Origin of the sequence: Pseudomonas sp. B33.4 (genome assembly GCF_034555375.1) — a bacterium.
In the GTDB taxonomy this organism is placed as follows: domain Bacteria; phylum Pseudomonadota; class Gammaproteobacteria; order Pseudomonadales; family Pseudomonadaceae; genus Aquipseudomonas.
In genome coordinates this window covers 4,893,294-4,913,259 of sequence record NZ_CP140706.1, presented here as the reverse complement: position 1 = coordinate 4,913,259, position 19,966 = coordinate 4,893,294, and the positions used below count along the sequence as shown (strand labels likewise).

The window sequence follows — 19,966 nt, the reverse complement described above, 5'->3', positions numbered from 1 at the left end:
CAAAAAACACCGCGCATAAAAAAGGGCAGTCCCACCAGGGGCTGCCCTTTTTATTGGTCGCTGCGAATCACATATCGTCTTTATCGAAACGGCGTGCTTCACGTTGCAGCTGATAAACGAAACGCTCAACGTTGCGCGCCGCCTGACCACTGATGTTGTGAAAACGCAGGCCGGCAAAGGTGATGTTGAGTTTTTCTTCGAAGTGCAGGTAGCGCAGTTCGACAGAGGTAGGCTGGTTGCCGAACAGCGGCGGGGCGATCAGACGGTCATAGACCTGGCCCAATTGCAGGCGATCGGTGATGTCGCCTTCGAAACGCAGCTTGCAGCCGGTCGCGGAGATATCCAGCAGTTTGCCGTTGATTGGCGCCTTGAGCTTTTCGCCGCCCAGTTCAACGCTGACCAGATCAGTCAGTTTCAGCGCGGCGCGAAAAGCATTGCGGCGCTGGTGGTAGACCACTTCGGTCGGCAGCTCGCCGGTGTAGAAACGATCACCTTCGGACTCTTCGATATTCAGCGTGCCGGTGCATTCCCAGGCAATGCGCACGCCTTCATGAAAACCTTCAACCTTGAACGGCTCACCGGCCAGCAGGAAGCGTTCGCCATCACGCGGGATCATCTCGTCCAGCGCGATCGAAGCGCTGTCGCGGTCGACCTTGATCAGGTAGCTCTGGAAGCGCTGGCTGCGCTCGTGGAAGGTGATGATCAGCGGATCGTGGCTTTCTTGCAGCTGGCGCAGGTTGCTGGAGATTTCCAGTGGCGTGGTAAGCACCTTAGGGGGCTGCGGAGCATCATCCGCGCTGAGGGCGTTGGACACGGTTTATCAATCTCCAGACAAAATATGACGACTAGCCAGCATTTTGCCAGCATGTTTCGCGGGTTGATAGAGCTGGCGCATCAACGGCTCATGCCTGGCTGAGCGGACGCGGTACGGCGGGTTTGGCAAAAGTACCACTGGCGTTATACAGCGCCGGCGCTTCGCCACCCGTGAGGATCTTCAGCTGATTGGCCGTGGCGGCCTGCTGGATCTGAATCGACTGACCATTTTTGACGTTGGCAGCCTGACATTGAGCGATCAGATCGGTCAGGGCATCGCCCTGGCTGAGCAGTTGATCGCCAATGCTCGACTGGCCAGCCAGTTGCTCAAGACCTGCACGATCAGTCGGCAGGTTGAGGCTGGCGAGGATTTCACTGCGCTTGCGGCCATGCTGTTCAAGCAGAATGATCAATGCCTGTTTGTGCGCCAGAATTTCTTCCAGCAGGGGCATGTCGCGACCGTGCAACGCGAGGGATTCGGTTTGCAGCAACTCCAGCAATTGTTGAGCTGGAGCAAAGTCGTCGTTGATCAGTTGCAATAAATTAGTGTCGTGCATGGCTGGCCTTGGGTGTTAAGCGTCCAAAAGCCTCGCGCCGGCAAAGGCCTAGCGCTGGGCTTCGAAGTTGAGCAGTTTGCTGGCTACACGGTTGCTGTCGACTTTATAGCTGCCATCGGCAATCGCGGCTTTCAACTCGGCCACACGGGCTTTGTCGACAGCAGGCTGATCGCGCAGCTTGTCAGTGACCTTCTGCAACTGTTGAGCCTCATTGCTGAGGTGTACCGATTCCCCGCTTTTTGCGGTACTGGCCGGTTCGGCCTGGGTATTCAGCGGCGCGGAGGTGCCGGTTTCGGCGGTTTCCTTGGCGTTGCTGGTACGTGTACTGCCCGTAAGTGACGAGGAGCTGTTCAAACGGCTGAAATCGATGACCATGATAAAAACCTCTGGGAATTTGGACGCTTGCCATGTTTTCGGCCATCCCCTGGAAAACTTTAGGCACATTTACAATGAGCCTTGCATGCGCCGGCGCGTGTCCTGCTGCGGCACAGTTTAGGGAACAGCCGGGGTCAGCGCCAGTTTTCTACATCGCGACTTCTACTTGGCCGGGCGCGGTAACTTGCGCCTTGATGACCCGTTGCGAGTTGAGGTTTTTCACGCGGATCTGTTCTTTCAAACCGCCATTGGCCAAGGCTTCACCGGGCATGCGCACGGCAAGCGTGCCGCTGCGTGCGGTAATCACCACTTGATCACCCTTGCGAATGACTTCGGCCTGTTCCAGGTGAACCAGGGTAATGACCTGATCGGCTACCGTTGGTCGGGTCAATTTCTGCCCGATCGCTTCGTCTACCGACGTCAGAAAGCCTTGATTGATCGTACTCACGTCGCGCTCTCGCAAGGTCACGTCCTGCGGCTCGATAATCCCTGCGCGTTTCAGCGGTCGGGTGGTCGTGACAATCTCGCGAAACAGGCGGACTTGAGCGGGCACGAACACCGTCCAGGGCGAGGCGCCCTCGCAGCGGACCTTCACGGTAACCCGGCCCAATGGACGTGCCGGGCTCTCCAAAGTCGCTGTCAATTCCTTGTCGCACATAGGCATGCGCATACGGGGATCGAGCTGGTTTACTTCGATTTCGTAGCGGCCTACCGTTTGACTGGTAGCCAGATAGTCTTCTACGGTGAACTCAAGAAAGCCCTGAGTGACGCCGATAAGCATGTCAGGCAAGGTAACCGCATCAGCAATGGCAGGGCTGCCAGCGAAAAAGCAGCAAATGGCGGACACCGCGCAAAGCCCTCGGCGAAGAGAGGCGGTCAGGTGTCGGAAAAATGTCGTTTGAGCGTTCATACGAGTTAAAAAGCAAGCGCCGTGCCGTTTAGCAATGAATGTGCGTCGCAACAACACTTGGCGTTGGTGTAGGAGTCTGGGCATGGCTGGTGTAATGGATTCGGTGAACCAGCGCACGCAACTGGTGGGGCAGAATCGCCTGGAGCTGTTGTTGTTCCGTCTTGACGGTCAGCAGCTCTACGGAATCAACGTGTTCAAGGTACGGGAAGTGTTGCAGTGCCCGTCGCTGACGTTGATGCCCAAGTCCAGTCCTGTCGTGTGCGGGGTGGCAAATATCCGGGGGGCGACCATTCCGATCCTTGATCTGGCAATGGCCACCGGCTCGGGTGCGTTGAAGGACAAGAACAACCCGTTCGTGATCATCACGGAGTACAACACCAAGACCCAGGGTTTCCTGGTCCGCTCGGTGGAGCGCATCGTCAACATGAACTGGGAAGAGATTCATCCGCCGCCCAAGGGCACGGGTCGCGATCATTACCTGACCGCTGTGACTCGGGTGGACAATCAGTTAGTCGAAATCATCGACGTCGAGAAAGTGCTGGCGGAAGTTGCGCCGACGCCGGAAGCGATTTCGGTGGGCGTGGTCGATGTCGAGACCCAGACCAAGGCACTGTCGTTGCGTGTCTTGACGGTCGATGACTCATCGGTGGCGCGCAAGCAGGTCACGCGTTGCCTGCAGACGATTGGCGTCGAAGTGATCGCGCTGAACGACGGCAAGCAAGCGCTGGATTACCTGCGCAAGCTGGTCGACGAGGGCAAGAGGCCGGAAGAAGAGTTTCTGATGATGATCTCCGACATCGAGATGCCGGAGATGGACGGATACACTTTGACGGCCGAGATTCGCGCTGACCCGCGCATGCAAAAGCTTCATATCATCCTGCATACTTCGTTGTCCGGGGTATTCAATCAGGCGATGGTCAAGAAAGTCGGTGCCGATGACTTTTTGGCCAAGTTCCGTCCTGATGACCTGGCATCCCGGGTAGTCGACCGGATCAAAGCAGCAGATATCAGCTAGGAGCGCTTTGCTCCTGGCGGTCAACACGATTTAAGAGGCGGCATCATTGTCTACGGGTAATTTGGATTTCGAACAGTTCCGGGTCTTCCTGGAAAAAGCCTGTGGCATTTTGCTCGGTGAAAACAAGCAGTACCTGGTCTCGAGCCGTCTCAACAAACTGATGGAGCAGCAAGGCATCAAATCCCTGGGTGAGCTGGTTCAGCGCATCCAGACCCAGCCGCGCAGCGGTTTGCGCGAGCAGGTGGTCGATGCCATGACGACCAACGAAACCCTGTGGTTTCGTGACACCTATCCGTTTGAAGTCTTGAAGAACAAGGTGCTGCCTGAAGCGATCAAGGCCAGCCCCAACCAGCGTCTGCGGATCTGGTCGGCCGCCTGCTCGTCGGGCCAGGAACCGTACTCGCTGTCGATGTCGATCGACGAATTCGAGCGCACGAACCTTGGCCAGTTGAAGATGGGCGTGCAGATTGTCGCCACCGACCTGTCCGGTCTTATGCTGACCAACTGCAAGACCGGCGAGTACGACAGTCTGGCAATCGGTCGCGGTTTGTCGCCGGAACGTCTGCAGCGTTACTTCGACCCGAAAGGGCCGGGCCGCTGGGTGATCAAGGCGCCGATCAAGAGCCGCGTGGAGTTCCGCTCGTTCAACCTGCTCGACAGCTATGCTGCGCTGGGCAAGTTCGACATCGTGTTCTGCCGCAACGTGTTGATCTACTTCTCTGCTGAAGTGAAGAAAGACATCCTGTTGCGCATTCACAGCACGTTGAAGCCGGGCGGTTATCTGTTCCTTGGCGCTTCCGAGGCGCTGAACGGTTTGCCGGACCATTACCAGATGGTGCAGTGCAGCCCGGGGATCATTTACCAGGCGAAATGACCGCATCTGCAACACGAAAATAACGGGAGCCCCCAAAGGCCTCCCGTTTTTTTGTGCCCGAATTATTTTCTACGGACACCACACCCCTGTGGGAGCGAGCCTGCTCGCGAAAGCGGTCTGTCAGTAAAACAGTTGGCGACTGACACGCCGCCTTCGCGAGCAGGCTCGCTCCCACAGGGGATCTGCGTTGACCTGGCAAGGACGGCAAGCGGCAGAAAAGCGGCATCCGGCGGAAACCGGTTGCCGCTTTTCTGGCATTGCCGCTTTGCCGACGCCCGGCAAAGCCCCGGTTTACGGGCGTTTTTTGGTTTGGCACGGCGCTTGCTAAAGCTCAGTTACGAAAAACCGGTCACCTGAAGGTTCCCGACATGAGCATCAGCTTCGATAAAGCGCTCGGCATTCACGAAAAGGCACTGGGCTTCCGCGCCCAGCGTGCCGAAGTGCTGGCCAACAACATCGCCAACGCCGATACCCCGAACTACAAGGCGCGGGATCTGGATTTCTCCAAAGTGCTTGAAGCACAGACCCAGAAAAATGCGAACGGCACCATCGCCCTGAACATGACCAACAGCCGTCACATTGAAGCTGAAGGCCTGGGCAACGGCGACGAATCGCTGATGTATCGCACGCCGATGCAACCTTCGATCGACCAGAACACCGTGGACGCCCAACTGGAACAGTCGAACTACGCGGAAAACGCCGTCGGCTTCCAGGCCAGCTTCACCCTGCTCAACAGCAAATTCAAAGGGCTGGTGTCAGCCCTGCGCGGAGAGTAATCCATGTCCCTGTCCAGCGTTTTCAACATTGCCGGCAGCGGCATGAGCGCACAGACCACACGTCTGAACACCGTGGCGTCGAACATCGCCAACGCCGAGACCGTCTCGTCGAGCATCGACCAGACTTATCGCGCCCGTCACCCGGTATTCGCCACCATGTTCCAGGGCGGCCAGAACAGCGGCAGCAACTCGCTGTTCCAGAGCCAGGACGCGGCCGGTCAGGGCGTACAGGTGCTCGGTGTGGTCGAAGACCAGAGCAACCTCGAAGCGCGCTACGAGCCGAACCATCCGGCGGCCGACGCCAAGGGCTACGTCTACTACCCGAACGTCAACGTGGTGGAAGAAATGGCTGACATGATTTCCGCGAGCCGGTCCTTCCAGACCAACGCCGAAATGATGAACACCGCCAAAACCATGATGCAGAAGGTACTGACCCTCGGTCAGTAATAAGGGGCGACTGCCATGAGTGTTTCCGATACCACCAGCAGCTTGAGCATGAATGACATCCTGGCGAACTCGTCGAAAAAGACCAGTTCGACCACTGGTGGCATTGCTTCGGCCACGAACAGCGCCACCGGCGGCCAGGCCCTGGGCAAGGACGCGTTCCTGCAATTGCTGGTCACCCAGCTGAAAAACCAGAACCCGCTCGATCCGCAGGACAACAGCGCATTCGTTGCGCAGTTGGCGCAGTTCAGTAGCCTGGAAGGCATCACTACGCTGAACTCCACCGTGAGTGGCCTTGCTGGCAACTACAACTCGTCGCAAGCCTTGCAGGCCTCGTCGCTGGTGGGCCGCAACGTCATCGTACAGACCAACTCGGTTCAGCTCGACGATCCGAGCAAAGGCATGACCGGTTCGGTCACCGTTCCGTCGTCGATTGCCGGCGGCACCGTCAGCATCACCGACAGCAGCGGCACGGTCGTTCGCACCATCGATCTGGGCAGTCGCGCCGCAGGCGCCGCGAGCTTCACCTGGGACGGCAAGGACAAGGACGGCAATGTGGTCAAGACCGGTACCTATACCGTCAAGGCCAACGCATCGATCAATGGCACATCGACCGATATGGCGACCTACCTGCCGGCCACCGTCACCAGCGTGACGATCAGCCAGACCGGCGGCGAGCTGATGCTCAACCTGTCCGGCAAGGGCACTGTTGCCCTGTCCAAAGTACAAACCATTGGTATATAGAGCCGACTAACCGGCACAAAGGAGTGGAATATGTCTTTCAATATCGGCCTTAGCGGTCTCTATGCAGCCAACAAGCAACTGGACGTGACCGGCAACAACATCGCCAACGTCGCGACCGCCGGTTTCAAATCGTCCCGTGCAGAATTCGAAGACGTCTACTCGGCCACTCGCCTGGGTAGCGGCAGCAAAGTGATCGGCAACGGCGTGCGCCTGGCCAATGTTTCCCAGCAGTTCACCCAGGGTGACATCAACAACACCGGTAACGTGCTGGACATGGGCATCAACGGTTCGGGCTTCTTCACCATGAGCAACAACGGCTCGGTGTCCTACACCCGTGCCGGTACGTTCAAGGTCGACAACGCCGGTTACATCACCAACACCGACTACACCTCGCGCCTGCAGGGTTACGGTGTGGACGCCAATGGCAAGATCATCAACGGTGTATTGACCGACCTGAAGATCGATACCTCGAACCTGGCGCCGAAATCGAGTTCCCTGGTGACTTCGAGCATCAACTTGAACTCGACTGCGCCGGTGATCGTTGATACGGGTACCAACGCTGTCAAGTTTGATCCGACCAAACTTGAGACTTACACCAAGTCGTTCAGCACGCCGATCTATGACACGCAGGGCAACTCTCACGTCATGGATCAGTATATGGTGAAGACCGGCGAAAACACCTGGAAGGTCTACACCCTGGTTGATGGCCGTAACCCGGATGCGACCGGTAGCAACCCAAACGATCCGCTTACGCCTCCGGTTGCTTCGACACTCACCTTCGACAGTTCTGGCAATCTGTTGCAGGTCAGCACGCCTAGCACATTACCAGCTCCGGCGCCGAACCCGATCATCAGCAGCGACTTGAAGCTGACGACCTGGAAGCCGGGCACTGTGACCAACGGTAACTTTACGCCTAACGGTGCGGCTGCCAACCCGGCCGGTATTACCATTTCGATGGCCAAGACCACTCAGTACAACGCTGACACCGCGCGTTCGATTCCGACTCAGGACGGTTACGCCACTGGCCAGATCACCAACCTGACCATCGACGGCACCGGTACGCTGTTCGCCAACTTCAGCAACAACCAGAGCAAGGCCATCGGCCAGGTTGCGCTGGCCAGCTTCACCAACGAACAAGGCCTGCAGGCTATCGGTGGCACCAGTTGGAAAGAGACGTTTGCTTCGGGTATCCCGGGCTACGATGCACCCGAAACCGGTACCTTGGGTTCGATCGCTTCCAACTCGCTGGAAGAGTCCAACGTTAACCTGACCAACGAACTGGTAGACCTGATCAAGGGCCAGAGCAACTATCAGGCGAACGCCAAGACCATCTCCACTCAGAGCACCATCATGCAGACCATCATTCAGATGACTTGATGTGATCTGATAGCTGCACTGAAAACCGACGCCCGAGGGCGTCGGTTTTTTTTTGCCCGCTGTCAGGCTTTTCTCAGATACCTACCGTTCGTCGACAGCTGTGGTGCAGTAATTGCAGATGCCCCGAGCAGAGGAGGGGGTGCGTCAAACTTCCGCAGGTCATGGAGACCTCTGGTTGCAAGGCGGTTAAACGTCTCATCAATGACCACGCTCAAAAGTACTCGGCTTTATCGAGGCGATTCTGAAGCATTGCGTTGACTATCGATTCATCAAAAAGGCAAGGAAGAAACAATGGCAGTTATAAACGGAACTTCGGGTACGGACACACTGGTAGGCACGTCAGGTGCGGATGAGTTGTATGGGTTTGCGGGAAATGACTCGCTGAGTGGTGGCGAGGGCAACGACCTGTTGGATGGCGGAGCAGGTGCCGATGTCTTGAATGGCGGGAACGGTATTGATACCGCGTCCTATGCCAATTCGACGGCAGGAGTGACCGTCAATCTGACCGCTGGCACAGGCGTAGGCGCAGATGCCCAAGGCGATACCTTGACGTCTATAGAGGCCGTGATTGGTTCTGCATTTAATGACATTCTTACCGCGCAGTCATCTGGTAGCACGTTGAACGGTGGTGCTGGTAATGACATCTACTACGTCAACGGCACTTCGGTGAACGTGGTTGAGGCAGTGGGCGGCGGTGATGATGAAGTGCGCACTGTTTTGCTCAATCACACCCTGGCAACCAACGTTGAACGGCTGACCTACGTCGGTACCGGTAACTTTGTCGGTTACGGTAATGCTTCAGACAACGTCATTACCGGCGGAGTCGGTAACGATTACTTGATGGGTGGCGCAGGTGCTGACCAGTTCATCGGCGGTGCAGGCACGGATACCGTGAGTTATACCGACAGCCAAGTGGGTGTGACGATCAACACCAAAACCGGCGTGAACTCCGGGATCGCTGCCGGTGATACCTACGTCGGCATCGAGATGCTGGCGGGCTCCGGCAGCAACGACACCTTTATCAGTGGTGCTACTGCCGATCAGTTCGATGGTTTGGGCGGCACTGACACCATTGATTACTCCGGTTCGTCCAGCGGCGTGACGGTAAGTCTGGTTGGCGGTGTTCTGGGTGTCGGTGGTGATGCCCAAGGTGACAAGCTGTGGAACTTCGAAACCGTCATCGGCTCGTCTTTCAATGATGTCCTGACCGGACAAACCACGGGCAACGTCCTGAACGGCGGCGCCGGTGATGACATCTACTATGTCAACGGCACTTCGGTGAACGTGGTTGAGGCAGTGGGCGGCGGTGATGATGAAGTGCGCACTGTTTTGCTCAATCACACCCTGGCAACCAACGTTGAACGGCTGACCTACGTCGGTACCGGTAACTTTGTCGGTTACGGTAATGCTTCAGACAACGTCATTACCGGCGGAGTCGGTAACGATTACTTGATGGGTGGCGCAGGTGCTGACCAGTTCATCGGCGGTGCAGGCACGGATACCGTGAGTTATACCGACAGCCAAGTGGGTGTGACGATCAACACCAAAACCGGCGTGAACTCCGGGATCGCTGCCGGTGATACCTACGTCGGCATCGAGATGCTGGCGGGCTCCGGCAGCAACGACACCTTTATCAGTGGTGCTACTGCCGATCAGTTCGATGGTTTGGGCGGCACTGACACCATTGATTACTCCGGTTCGTCCAGCGGCGTGACGGTAAGTCTGGTTGGCGGTGTTCTGGGTGTCGGTGGTGATGCCCAAGGTGACAAGCTGTGGAACTTCGAAACCGTCATCGGCTCGTCTTTCAATGACGTCCTGACCGGGCAAACCACGGGCAACGTCCTGAACGGCGGTGCCGGTGATGACATCTACTACGTCAACGGCACTTCGGTGAACGTGGTTGAGGCAGTGGGCGGCGGTGATGATGAAGTGCGCACTGTTTTGCTCAATCACACCCTGGCAACCAACGTTGAACGGCTGACCTACGTCGGTACCGGTAACTTTGTCGGTTACGGTAATGCTTCAGACAACGTCATTACCGGCGGAGTCGGTAACGATTACTTGATGGGTGGCGCAGGTGCTGACCAGTTCATCGGCGGTGCAGGCACGGATACCGTGAGTTATACCGACAGCCAAGTGGGTGTGACGATCAACACCAAAACCGGCGTGAACTCCGGGATCGCTGCCGGTGATACCTACGTCGGCATCGAGATGCTGGCGGGCTCCGGCAGCAACGACACCTTTATCAGTGGTGCTACTGCCGATCAGTTCGATGGTTTGGGCGGCACTGACACCATTGATTACTCCGGTTCGTCCAGCGGCGTGACGGTAAGTCTGGTTGGCGGTGTTCTGGGTGTCGGTGGTGATGCCCAAGGTGACAAGCTGTGGAACTTCGAAACCGTCATCGGCTCGTCTTTCAATGACGTCCTGACCGGGCAAACCACGGGCAACGTCCTGAACGGCGGTGCCGGTGATGACATCTACTACGTCAACGGCACCTCGGTGAACGTGGTTGAGGCAGTGGGCGGCGGTGATGATGAAGTACGGACCATCCTGCTCAATCACACCCTGGCAACCAACGTCGAGCGTCTGACTTACGTCGGCACCGGTAATTTCACCGGTTACGGCAATGCCTCGGACAACGTCATTACCGGCGGAGTCGGTAACGATTACCTGATGGGCGGCGCAGGTGCTGACCAGTTCATCGGTGGCGCCGGTAACGATGTAGTTGGTTATGGCGACAGCCCTGTGGCCGTGACGATCAACACCAAAACCGGGGTTAACTCCGGTATTGCGGCAGGCGATACGTATGTCGGTATTGAAATACTGCAGGGCTCCGGCGGCAACGACACCTTTATCAGTGGTGAAGCCGCGGACCAGTTTTACGGTTCGGGCGGTAACGACACCATTGATTATTCCGACTCTGCCAGCGGCGTAACGGTGAGTCTGGTCGGCGGTGTTGCAGGCGTGGGTGGTGATGCTCAAGGCGACAAGCTGTGGGAATTTGAAACGGTCATCGGCTCGTCTTTCAATGACGTCCTGACTGGGCAAACCACGGGCAACGTCCTGAACGGCGGTGCCGGTGATGACATCTACTACGTCAACGGCACCTCGGTGAACGTGGTTGAAGCAGTGAGCGGCGGTGATGATGAAGTACGGACCATCCTGCTCAATCACACCCTGGCAACCAACGTCGAGCGTCTGACTTACGTCGGCACCGGTAATTTCACCGGTTACGGCAATGCCTCGGACAACGTCATTACCGGCGGAGTCGGTAACGATTACCTGATGGGCGGCGCAGGTGCTGACCAGTTCATCGGTGGCGCCGGTAACGATGTAGTTGGTTATGGCGACAGCCCTGTGGCCGTGACGATCAACACCAAAACCGGGGTTAACTCCGGTATTGCGGCAGGCGATACGTATGTCGGTATTGAAATACTGCAGGGCTCCGGCGGCAACGACACCTTTATCAGTGGTGAAGCCGCGGACCAGTTTTACGGTTCGGGCGGTAACGACACCATTGATTATTCCGACTCTGCCAGCGGCGTAACGGTGAGTCTGGTCGGCGGTGTTGCAGGCGTGGGTGGTGATGCTCAAGGCGACAAGCTGTGGGAATTTGAAACGGTCATCGGCTCGTCTTTCAATGACGTCCTGACTGGGCAAACCACGGGCAACGTCCTGAACGGCGGTGCCGGTGATGACATCTACTACGTCAACGGCACCTCGGTGAACGTGGTTGAAGCAGTGAGCGGCGGTGATGATGAAGTGCGGACCATCATGCTCAATCACACCCTGGCAACCAACGTTGAACGCCTGACTTACGTCGGCACCGGCAACTTCGTCGGTTACGGCAACGCGTCGGACAACATCATCACGGGCGGGGTCGGAGCGGATACCTTGTCGGGTGGGGCAGGTGCTGACCAGTTCATTGGTGGCGCCGGTAACGACATCGTGAGTTATGGCGACAGCCCTGTGGGCGTGACGATCAACACCAAAACCGGGGTGAACTCCGGGATCGCTTTCGGTGATACATACGTCGGTATTGAGTTCCTGCAAGGTTCTGGCAGCAACGACACTTTTATCAGCGGCGAAGCGGCGGATCAGTTTTTCGGTTCGGGCGGCATGGATACGATTGATTACTCCGGTTCGTCCAGCGGTGTGACGGTGAGTCTGGTGGGTGGCGTGGCTGGCGTGGGTGGCGATGCCCAGGGCGACAAGCTGTGGGAATTTGAAACGGTCATCGGCTCGTCTTTCAATGACGTGCTGACCGGGCAAACCACGGGCAACGTCCTGAACGGCGGTGCCGGTGATGACATCTACTACGTCAACGGCACCTCGGTGAACGTGGTTGAAGCAGTGAGCGGCGGTGATGATGAAGTGCGGACCATCATGCTCAATCACACCCTGGCAACCAACGTTGAACGCCTGACTTACGTCGGCACCGGCAACTTCGTCGGTTACGGCAACGCGTCGGACAATATCATCACGGGTGGGGTCGGCAACGACACTCTGATGGGCGGCGCAGGTGCTGACCAATTCTTCGGTGGTGATGGCTTTGACACGGTCAGTTACGTTGACAGCCTTACGGGCGTGACAATCAACTCCAAAACCGGTGTCAATACGGGCATCGCCGCCGGCGATACCTACAACGGTATCGAACAGATCCGGGGCTCAAGTTACGGCGATATCTTTGTCGGCAGTGCTGGCGTGGATCGTTTTGATGGTGGTGATGGCAACGACATCCTCAGCTTTGCGGGTGAAAATGCCGGCGTTACGCTGGATCTGAGTGCTGCGGTGCTTACCGGTATTGCGGCGGGAGATTTCTACACGTCGATCGAGGCATTCCAGGGGTCTGCTTATGACGACACCTTCACTGGCTCTGCTGCCTTGCGGGAGAGCTTTATTGGCGGTGCTGGTGCGGATACTTTGATTGGTGTGGGGCGTGGAGACTCTGCCTGGTACGTCAATAGCGCCGAGTCGGTGCAGGTCAATCTCCTGACAGGTTCCGGCAGTGGCGGCGATGCTCAGGGGGATGTGCTCACCAATATTGATAATCTGGTCGGCTCAGCCTTCAATGACACTCTGACCGGTAATGCCTTCGCCAACATGCTGGAAGGTGGTGACGGTAACGACGTTCTCTATGGCGGTGATGGCAACGACATTTTGTACGGTCATAGCTTCACCAACACTGGCGCCCTGGCGGTACCTTTCGCCACGGACAACCAGGCCGACACCGTCTATGGCGGTAACGGTGATGATTACATCATCGGGTATGTGCGTGATGTCGGTTCGGTTTTCTATGGCGAAGCCGGCAATGACAACATTACGGTCATTTCGGGTATCGCCGATGGGGGCGATGGCAATGACACGTTGATGGGCTTGGGTCATGGCTATGAGTTGCGCGGTGGTGCGGGTGCCGACAAGTTGTATCTGAGCGCTTCCGGTGACGGTTATGGTGGAGAGGGCAGCGATGCGTATTTCGTGTCTTCCAAAACCATGGTCGCGATTTTTGATGACGGAACCACAGGGATCGATGTGGTCACTCTGAGAAACATCCAGAGTGTCAGCGATGTCCGGATCATGCAAAACGATCAGGGCGCCTACATCTTCAACGCTGCCGATCTGCAGAGCGGCAATCTCGACTCCGGTGTGTTCCTGAAGGACTGGTACAAGGGCGGGAATACCATCGAAACGTTCTTCACCAACAATGGCGAGTCCTTCACCATTCCGGTGGTTGGACAGGCAATGTCTGAAGCATTCACGGTGTGATGATTAACTAGCGACAACAGAAAAACGGCGAAGCCTGTACTCAGGTTTCGCCGTTTTTTTTGCTTCGATTTTTATTCCAGACAAAAGAAAACCCCCGACAAACCAGAAGTCTGTCGGGGGTTTCTTTTGCCCGGAGAGTATCAGGCGTCTCGCAACGCTTGATTCAGCTCAGCTTATTGGCAAGCTTCGCAATCCGGCTCGTCGATCGCGCAAGCCTTTGGCACTGGAGCAGGACCGGCAGGAGCAGCCAGAACCGAATCGTCGCCGTGGTTGCCGCCGCTGGAAACAGCGTTCAGCTTGCCGGTGTTGATGGTCGACTTCTCGGTGCTGGTCGCGGCCAGGGCACGGAGGTAGTAAGTGGTTTTCAGACCACGGTACCAGGCCATGCGGTAGGTCACGTCGAGCTTCTTGCCCGATGCGCCGGCGATGTACAGGTTCAGCGACTGGGCCTGGTCGATCCACTTCTGACGACGGCTGGCCGCGTCAACGATCCACTTGGTGTCCACTTCGAACGCGGTCGCGTAGAGCTCTTTGAGTTCCTGCGGGATGCGCTCGATCTGCTGAACCGAACCGTCGTAGTACTTCAGGTCGTTGATCATGACCGAGTCCCACAGACCGCGAGCTTTCAGGTCGCGAACCAGGTACGGGTTGATCACGGTGAATTCGCCCGACAGGTTCGATTTCACATAGAGGTTCTGGTAGGTCGGTTCGATCGACTGCGATACGCCAGTGATGTTGGCGATGGTCGCGGTCGGTGCGATGGCCATGATGTTGGAGTTGCGAATGCCTTTCTGAACACGGGCGCGAACCGGTGCCCAGTCGAGGGTTTCGTTCAGGTCGACATCGATGTACTTCTGGCCACGTTGCTCGATCAGGATCTGTTGCGAATCCAGTGGCAGGATGCCTTTGGACCACAGCGAACCCTGGAACGTCTCGTACGCGCCGCGCTCGTCAGCCAGGTCGCAGGACGCCTGGATCGCGTAGTAGCTGACCGCTTCCATCGACTTGTCGGCGAACTCGACGGCAGCGTCGGAACCGTAAGGGATGTGCTGCAGGTACAGCGCGTCCTGGAAGCCCATGATGCCCAGACCGACCGGACGGTGCTTGAAGTTGGAGTTCTTCGCTTGCGGCACCGAGTAGTAGTTGATGTCGATAACGTTATCGAGCATGCGCACGGCGGTGTTCACGGTGCGTTCCAGCTTGGCGGTGTCCAGCTTGCCGTTGACGATGTGGTTCGGCAGGTTGATCGAGCCCAGGTTGCAAACGGCGATCTCGTCCTTGTTGGTGTTCAAGGTGATCTCGGTGCACAGGTTCGAGCTGTGAACCACGCCGACGTGCTGCTGCGGGCTGCGCAGGTTGCACGGGTCTTTGAAGGTCAGCCATGGGTGGCCGGTTTCAAACAGCATGGAGAGCATTTTGCGCCACAGGTCTTTGGCCTGGATGGTCTTGAACAGTTTGACCTTGCCTGGGTATTCGGTCAGCGCTTCGTAGTACTCGTAGCGCTCTTCGAAGGCTTTACCGGTCAGGTCGTGCAGGTCCGGCACTTCGGATGGCGAGAACAGGGTCCACTTGCCGTCATCGAAGACACGCTTCATGAACAGGTCAGGGATCCAGTTGGCGGTGTTCATGTCGTGGGTACGACGGCGGTCATCACCGGTGTTCTTGCGCAGCTCGATGAACTCTTCGATGTCCATGTGCCAGGTTTCCAGGTAGGCACACACAGCGCCTTTGCGCTTGCCACCCTGGTTAACGGCTACAGCGGTGTCGTTCACCACTTTCAGGAACGGCACAACGCCTTGCGACTTGCCGTTGGTGCCCTTGATGTACGAACCCAGAGCGCGAACAGGCGTCCAGTCGTTGCCCAGGCCACCGGCGAATTTCGACAACATGGCGTTGTCGTGGATCGCGTGGTAGATGCCCGACAGGTCATCCGGCACGGTGGTCAGGTAGCAGCTCGACAGCTGTGGTCGCAGGGTACCGGCGTTGAACAGAGTCGGGGTCGACGACATGTAGTCGAAGGACGACAGCAGGTTGTAGAACTCGATCGCACGGTCTTCTTTCTGCTTCTCTTCGATCGCCAGGCCCATGGCCACGCGCATGAAGAAGATCTGCGGCAGTTCGAAACGCACGCCATCCTTGTGGATGAAGTAACGGTCGTACAGGGTCTGCAGGCCCAGGTAGGTGAATTGCTGATCGCGCTCGTGGTTGATCGCCTTGCCCAGTTTTTCCAGGTCGAAGGAGGCCAGCACAGGGTTCAGCAGTTCGAACTCGATACCTTTGGCGATGTAGGCCGGCAGTGCCTTGGCGTACAGGTCGGCCATTTCGTGGTGAGTGGCGCTTTCGGCCACACCGAGGAAGCCCAGCCCTTCGGCACGCAGGGTGTCCATCAGCAGGCGGGCGGTCACGAACGAGTAGTTCGGCTCACGCTCGACCAGCGTACGGGCGGTCATCACCAGTGCGGTGTTGACGTCGGTCAGGGCCACGCCGTCGTACAGGTTTTTCAGGGTTTCGCGCTGGATCAGGTCGCCGTCGACTTCTTCCAGACCTTCGCACGCTTCGGTGACGATGGTGTTCAGACGGCCCATGTCCAGCGGCGCCAGGCTACCGTCAACACGGGTGATGCGGATCGACGGGTGAGCGTTGACCGCTTCTTCGGCCGGGGCGTGGGCAGCACGTTCTTTCGAACGACCGTCACGGTAGATCACGTAGTCGCGAGCGACTTTCTGCTCGCCGGCACGCATCAGGGCCAGTTCGACCTGGTCCTGGATTTCTTCGATGTGGATGGTGCCGCCCGAAGGCATGCGACGCTTGAAGGTCGCGGTGACTTGTTCGGTCAGGCGGGCAACGGTGTCGTGGATTCGCGACGAAGCGGCAGCGGTGCCGCCCTCAACTGCGAGAAACGCTTTGGTGATAGCGACGGTGATCTTGTCATCGGTGTAAGGAACGACAGTGCCATTACGCTTGATCACGCGCAGTTGACCAGGCGCGGTGGCTGCCAGATCCGAATTCGAATCGGCGGCCTGCGGCAAGGTGCCCTGCGGGTTCTCGCGAGTTGTGTCGGTTTGCATGGGTGTCTCCACGTTCTCTATGTTTGTTTGGGCACCATCACGGTGCCCACCGTTCCGTCCTGAAGCACTACAACCGGCACGCGCCGGGTATAACGACTTCGGGACAGTTCAGGAAGAGGGCCTTGTGAGCGCCGCTTCCATGCCGAAGTCTTCGGTTCACGCGATACGCGTATCACCGCATTCCTTTCGGGGAGCAGTTTCGCCACTGCAACACCCGTACCGTAAACGCCGTGATCGGCGCAAAAACGGTAGCCATCCGCAGGCGCGGTTTGGGCTTTCGAAAATACGTTTGGTTCAACCCGACAATGGCAATAAAAAGCCTTGAATTCACTGCCGGGTTTGTGTTTGGTTTTTTAGCGTCAAACCCTACATGTAGGGTTTTTTTGCGCTCGGGCTACAAGATAATGCGTTTCAGGGGGGGATTGCAACGTACTACCTGTGGATAAGCCTGTGCGTAAATTGTGTAAGAAACTTCGAAAATGCGTGTAGGCCGCGAACCTGCTGAGCTAGACCGTCCGTCACTGTTTTTTCACCGGGAAAAACGCTTCAGCGGATTTTTAAGGGCGCGAACCCTATCACAAAAAACCGCCGTGTCCGAACGCATTTACCGACTTGTGTTCTGGCTGTACGCCGTTTATACAATCGGGCCATGCGCAGGCATCTTTATCCTCCCGAAACATGACAAAAAGACGGGAGTGTTCCTGTAGGAGCTGCCGAAGGCTGCGATCTTTTGATCCTGATCTTGAACAGCAAGATCAAAAGATCGAGCTCCTACAGGGGACCGTGCCTGGCTGGGCAATCGTCTTCCTTTATCAATAACAATAGAAAGCAGAGGTCACCGGTGGAGCAACAAGCCTTTCAGGTATTGATCGTCGAGGATGACCAGCGACTGGCCGAACTGACGCGTGACTACCTGCAAGCCAATGGATTGCGCGTGGACATCGAAGGCAACGGTGCGCTGGCGGCGGCGCGGATCATCAAGGAGCAGCCGGATCTGGTGATCCTCGACCTGATGCTGCCCGGCGAAGATGGCCTGAGCATTTGCCGCAAGGTGCGCAATCAGTATGACGGGCCGATTCTGATGCTCACCGCCCGCACCGACGATGCCGATCAGATTCAGGGGCTTGACCTCGGTGCCGACGATTACGTGTGCAAACCGGTGCGGCCACGTCTGTTGCTGGCGCGCATCCAGGCGCTGCTGCGGCGTAGCGACACACCTGAACCGGTCGCCGAAAAATCCCGCCGTCTGCAGTTCGGCCCGCTGGTGGTCGACGACGCCTTGCGCGAGGCGTGGCTGAGTGACAATGGTATCGAACTGACCAGCGCCGAATTCGACCTGCTCTGGCTGTTGGTGTCCAACGCCGGGCGCATTCTGTCGCGCGAAGAAATCTTCACCGCCCTGCGCGGCATCGGCTATGACGGCCAGGACCGTTCGATCGATGTGCGCATTTCGCGCATCCGCCCGAAAATCGGCGACGACCCCGACCATCCCCGCCTGATCAAGACCATCCGCAGCAAGGGCTATCTGTTCGTTCCTGAAGCCTGCGTAGACCTGCCGCTGTGAACTCGATCTTCCTGCGGATCTACGGCGGCATGTGCGCAGCGATCATTCTGGTGGCGGTGCTCGGCGTGCTGGCGCTGAACCTGCTCAATCAGGTGCGCAGCGAGCAATATCGCGAGCGCCTGGCCCACGGCACGTTTTCGCTGATGGCGGGCAATCTGCAACCGATGAACGAAACCGAGCGCCATCGTGCGCTGCTGGTATTGGAGCGTTTGCTGGGGATTCCGCTGGCCCTGAAGAAGTTTGCCGAGACCGACCTTGATTTGTCCCAGCGCACCCGCGTGCAGCGTGGTCAGGCGCTGGTCGAGCAGACCGGGCCGCACGCAGCGAAAGTCTATCGAATGGTCAGCGACAAAGAGCAACTTGTGCTGGTAGGGGAGGTGCAGCAGATCAGTGAGCAACTGGCCCGCGCGACCATTTACCTGCTGGCCGATGAACTGGTGCGCGTGCCGGTTGGCGAGCAGCCCAAGCGTCTCGCGCAGATAAAGGAAGAGAAGGGCTTCGGTTTCGATCTGCGGCTGGTCACGGTGAACGACGCCGACATGGACGAAGATCAGAGCCGCCGCGTGGCCGAGGGCGACACGGTGATGGCATTGGGCAAGGGCGGCGACTCGATCCGCGTATTTGCCGGGATGGTCGGCACGCCATGGGTGCTGGAGATCGGGCCGCTGTATCAGATGAACCCGTATCCGCCGGAATGGCTGGTGCTGATTGCCGCGCTCGGCCTGACCCTGATCGGCCTGATTGTTTATCTGCTGGTGCGTCAGCTCGAACGCCGTTTACGCGGCCTCGAAGCAGCGGCCACGCGCATTGCCAAGGGCAGCCTGGAAACCCGTGTGCCGGCACGCGGTGCTGACTCGGTCGGGCGACTGGCGTCGGCGTTCAACGGCATGGCCGAGCACTTGCAACAGTTGCTGGCGATTCAGCGCGAACTGGTGCGCGCGGTGTCCCATGAGTTGCGCACGCCGGTGGCACGCCTGCGCTTCGGTCTGGAAATGATCGGCTCGGCGACCACCCCGCAAGCGCTGGAGAAGTACCGCGAAGGCATGGATCACGACATCGAAGACCTCGATAAACTGGTCGATGAAATGCTCACCTATGCGCGGCTGGAGCAGGGCTCGCCGGCGCTGACGTTTCAGCGCATCGATCTGGATGCGTTGGTCAATCAGGTGATCGAAGAGTTGGCGCCGTTGCGCGCCGAGGTCACGGTGCAGCGCGGCCTGTGTCTGTCGGCAGCGGACAATGACGATGCCTGGGTCGAGGCGGAGCCGCGTTATCTGCACCGGGCGTTGCAGAATCTGGTGAGCAACGCCATGCGCCACGCACGCTCGAAGGTGACGGTGAGTTATCAGGTCGGGCAATTGCGCTGCCGCGTGGACATCGAGGACGACGGGCCGGGTGTGCCGGAGGTGGCGTGGGAGCGGATTTTCACGCCGTTTCTGCGTCTGGACGACAGTCGCACACGCGCATCGGGCGGGCATGGTCTGGGCTTGTCGATTGTGCGGCGGATCATCCACTGGCATGACGGCCGGGCGATCATTGGCAAGAGCAAGAATCTGGGTGGGGCTTGCTTTAGCTTGAGTTGGCCGAGGAATCAGGAGCGCCGTTGAGATGTGTGGTGTCGGGTCTGGCCTCATCGCGAGCAGGCTCACTCCTACAGTTGAAATGCGTTCCCCTGTAGGA

13 protein-coding genes and 1 pseudogene are annotated in these 19,966 nt (G+C 57.9%); 9 read left to right on the top strand and 5 right to left on the bottom strand.

Annotated elements, in window-relative coordinates:
- Window positions 1-67: 67 nt before the first annotated feature.
- From U6037_RS21630 to flgA, 4 genes are all read right to left on the bottom strand, one after another.
- A complete protein-coding gene (locus U6037_RS21630) occupies window positions 68-814 on the bottom strand; it encodes a flagellar brake protein (protein WP_077574153.1) in 747 nt (248 codons plus the stop codon).
- An 88-nt stretch (window positions 815-902) separates the two neighbouring features.
- Complete coding sequence (locus U6037_RS21625; protein WP_322844473.1) at window positions 903-1,370, bottom strand: flagellar protein FlgN; 468 nt, start codon at window positions 1,368-1,370, stop codon at window positions 903-905.
- A gap of 48 nt (window positions 1,371-1,418) precedes the next feature.
- Entirely contained in the window at window positions 1,419-1,745 is a 327-nt protein-coding gene (flgM, locus tag U6037_RS21620) for a flagellar biosynthesis anti-sigma factor FlgM (RefSeq protein WP_077574151.1), read from the bottom strand.
- A 148-nt stretch (window positions 1,746-1,893) separates the two neighbouring features.
- Window positions 1,894-2,655: a flagellar basal body P-ring formation chaperone FlgA gene (flgA, locus tag U6037_RS21615; protein ID WP_322847351.1), complete on the bottom strand. Its 762-nt coding sequence runs from the start codon at window positions 2,653-2,655 to the stop codon at window positions 1,894-1,896.
- A gap of 82 nt (window positions 2,656-2,737) precedes the next feature.
- On the opposite strand from flgA, the gene U6037_RS21610 reads away from it, so the two are divergent.
- The 7 genes and pseudogenes from U6037_RS21610 to U6037_RS21580 all read left to right on the top strand — a co-directional run.
- The gene (locus U6037_RS21610) at window positions 2,738-3,670 is read left to right on the top strand and encodes a chemotaxis protein CheV (RefSeq protein ID WP_322844472.1); all 933 of its coding nucleotides are present in this window, start codon (window positions 2,738-2,740) and stop codon (window positions 3,668-3,670) included.
- Window positions 3,671-3,716: 46 nt separating this feature from the next.
- Window positions 3,717-4,544: a protein-glutamate O-methyltransferase CheR gene (cheR, locus tag U6037_RS21605; RefSeq protein ID WP_322844471.1), complete on the top strand. Its 828-nt coding sequence runs from the start codon at window positions 3,717-3,719 to the stop codon at window positions 4,542-4,544.
- Window positions 4,545-4,912: 368 nt separating this feature from the next.
- On the top strand, window positions 4,913-5,320 hold the full coding sequence (gene flgB / locus U6037_RS21600; protein ID WP_007917581.1) for a flagellar basal body rod protein FlgB: 408 nt from the start codon (window positions 4,913-4,915) through the stop codon (window positions 5,318-5,320).
- Between the two features lie 3 nt (window positions 5,321-5,323).
- Entirely contained in the window at window positions 5,324-5,767 is a 444-nt protein-coding gene (gene flgC, locus U6037_RS21595) for a flagellar basal body rod protein FlgC (RefSeq protein WP_003227217.1), read from the top strand.
- Between the two features lie 15 nt (window positions 5,768-5,782).
- Window positions 5,783-6,508, top strand: a complete 726-nt coding sequence (flgD, locus tag U6037_RS21590) for a flagellar hook assembly protein FlgD (RefSeq protein ID WP_322844470.1) — start codon at window positions 5,783-5,785, stop codon at window positions 6,506-6,508.
- A 30-nt stretch (window positions 6,509-6,538) separates the two neighbouring features.
- The gene (flgE, locus tag U6037_RS21585; protein ID WP_322844469.1) at window positions 6,539-7,885 is read left to right on the top strand and encodes a flagellar hook protein FlgE; all 1,347 of its coding nucleotides are present in this window, start codon (window positions 6,539-6,541) and stop codon (window positions 7,883-7,885) included.
- 291 nt (window positions 7,886-8,176) lie between these two features.
- Window positions 8,177-13,654 (top strand): annotated as a pseudogene (locus U6037_RS21580) (hypothetical protein); the annotation flags it as partial.
- 173 nt (window positions 13,655-13,827) lie between these two features.
- Here the strand turns inward: U6037_RS21580 and U6037_RS21575 are convergent.
- Window positions 13,828-16,722, bottom strand: a complete 2,895-nt coding sequence (locus tag U6037_RS21575) for a ribonucleoside-diphosphate reductase subunit alpha (protein WP_322844467.1) — start codon at window positions 16,720-16,722, stop codon at window positions 13,828-13,830.
- Window positions 16,723-17,563: 841 nt separating this feature from the next.
- Between U6037_RS21575 and U6037_RS21570 the strand changes: the two genes are divergently transcribed.
- A complete protein-coding gene (locus U6037_RS21570) occupies window positions 17,564-18,286 on the top strand; it encodes a response regulator (protein WP_007917532.1) in 723 nt (240 codons plus the stop codon).
- Complete coding sequence (locus tag U6037_RS21565) at window positions 18,283-19,893, top strand: ATP-binding protein (protein WP_322844466.1); 1,611 nt, start codon at window positions 18,283-18,285, stop codon at window positions 19,891-19,893. The genes U6037_RS21570 and U6037_RS21565 overlap by 4 nt, the downstream gene beginning before the upstream one ends.
- The last annotated feature ends 73 nt before the right edge of the window (window positions 19,894-19,966 follow it).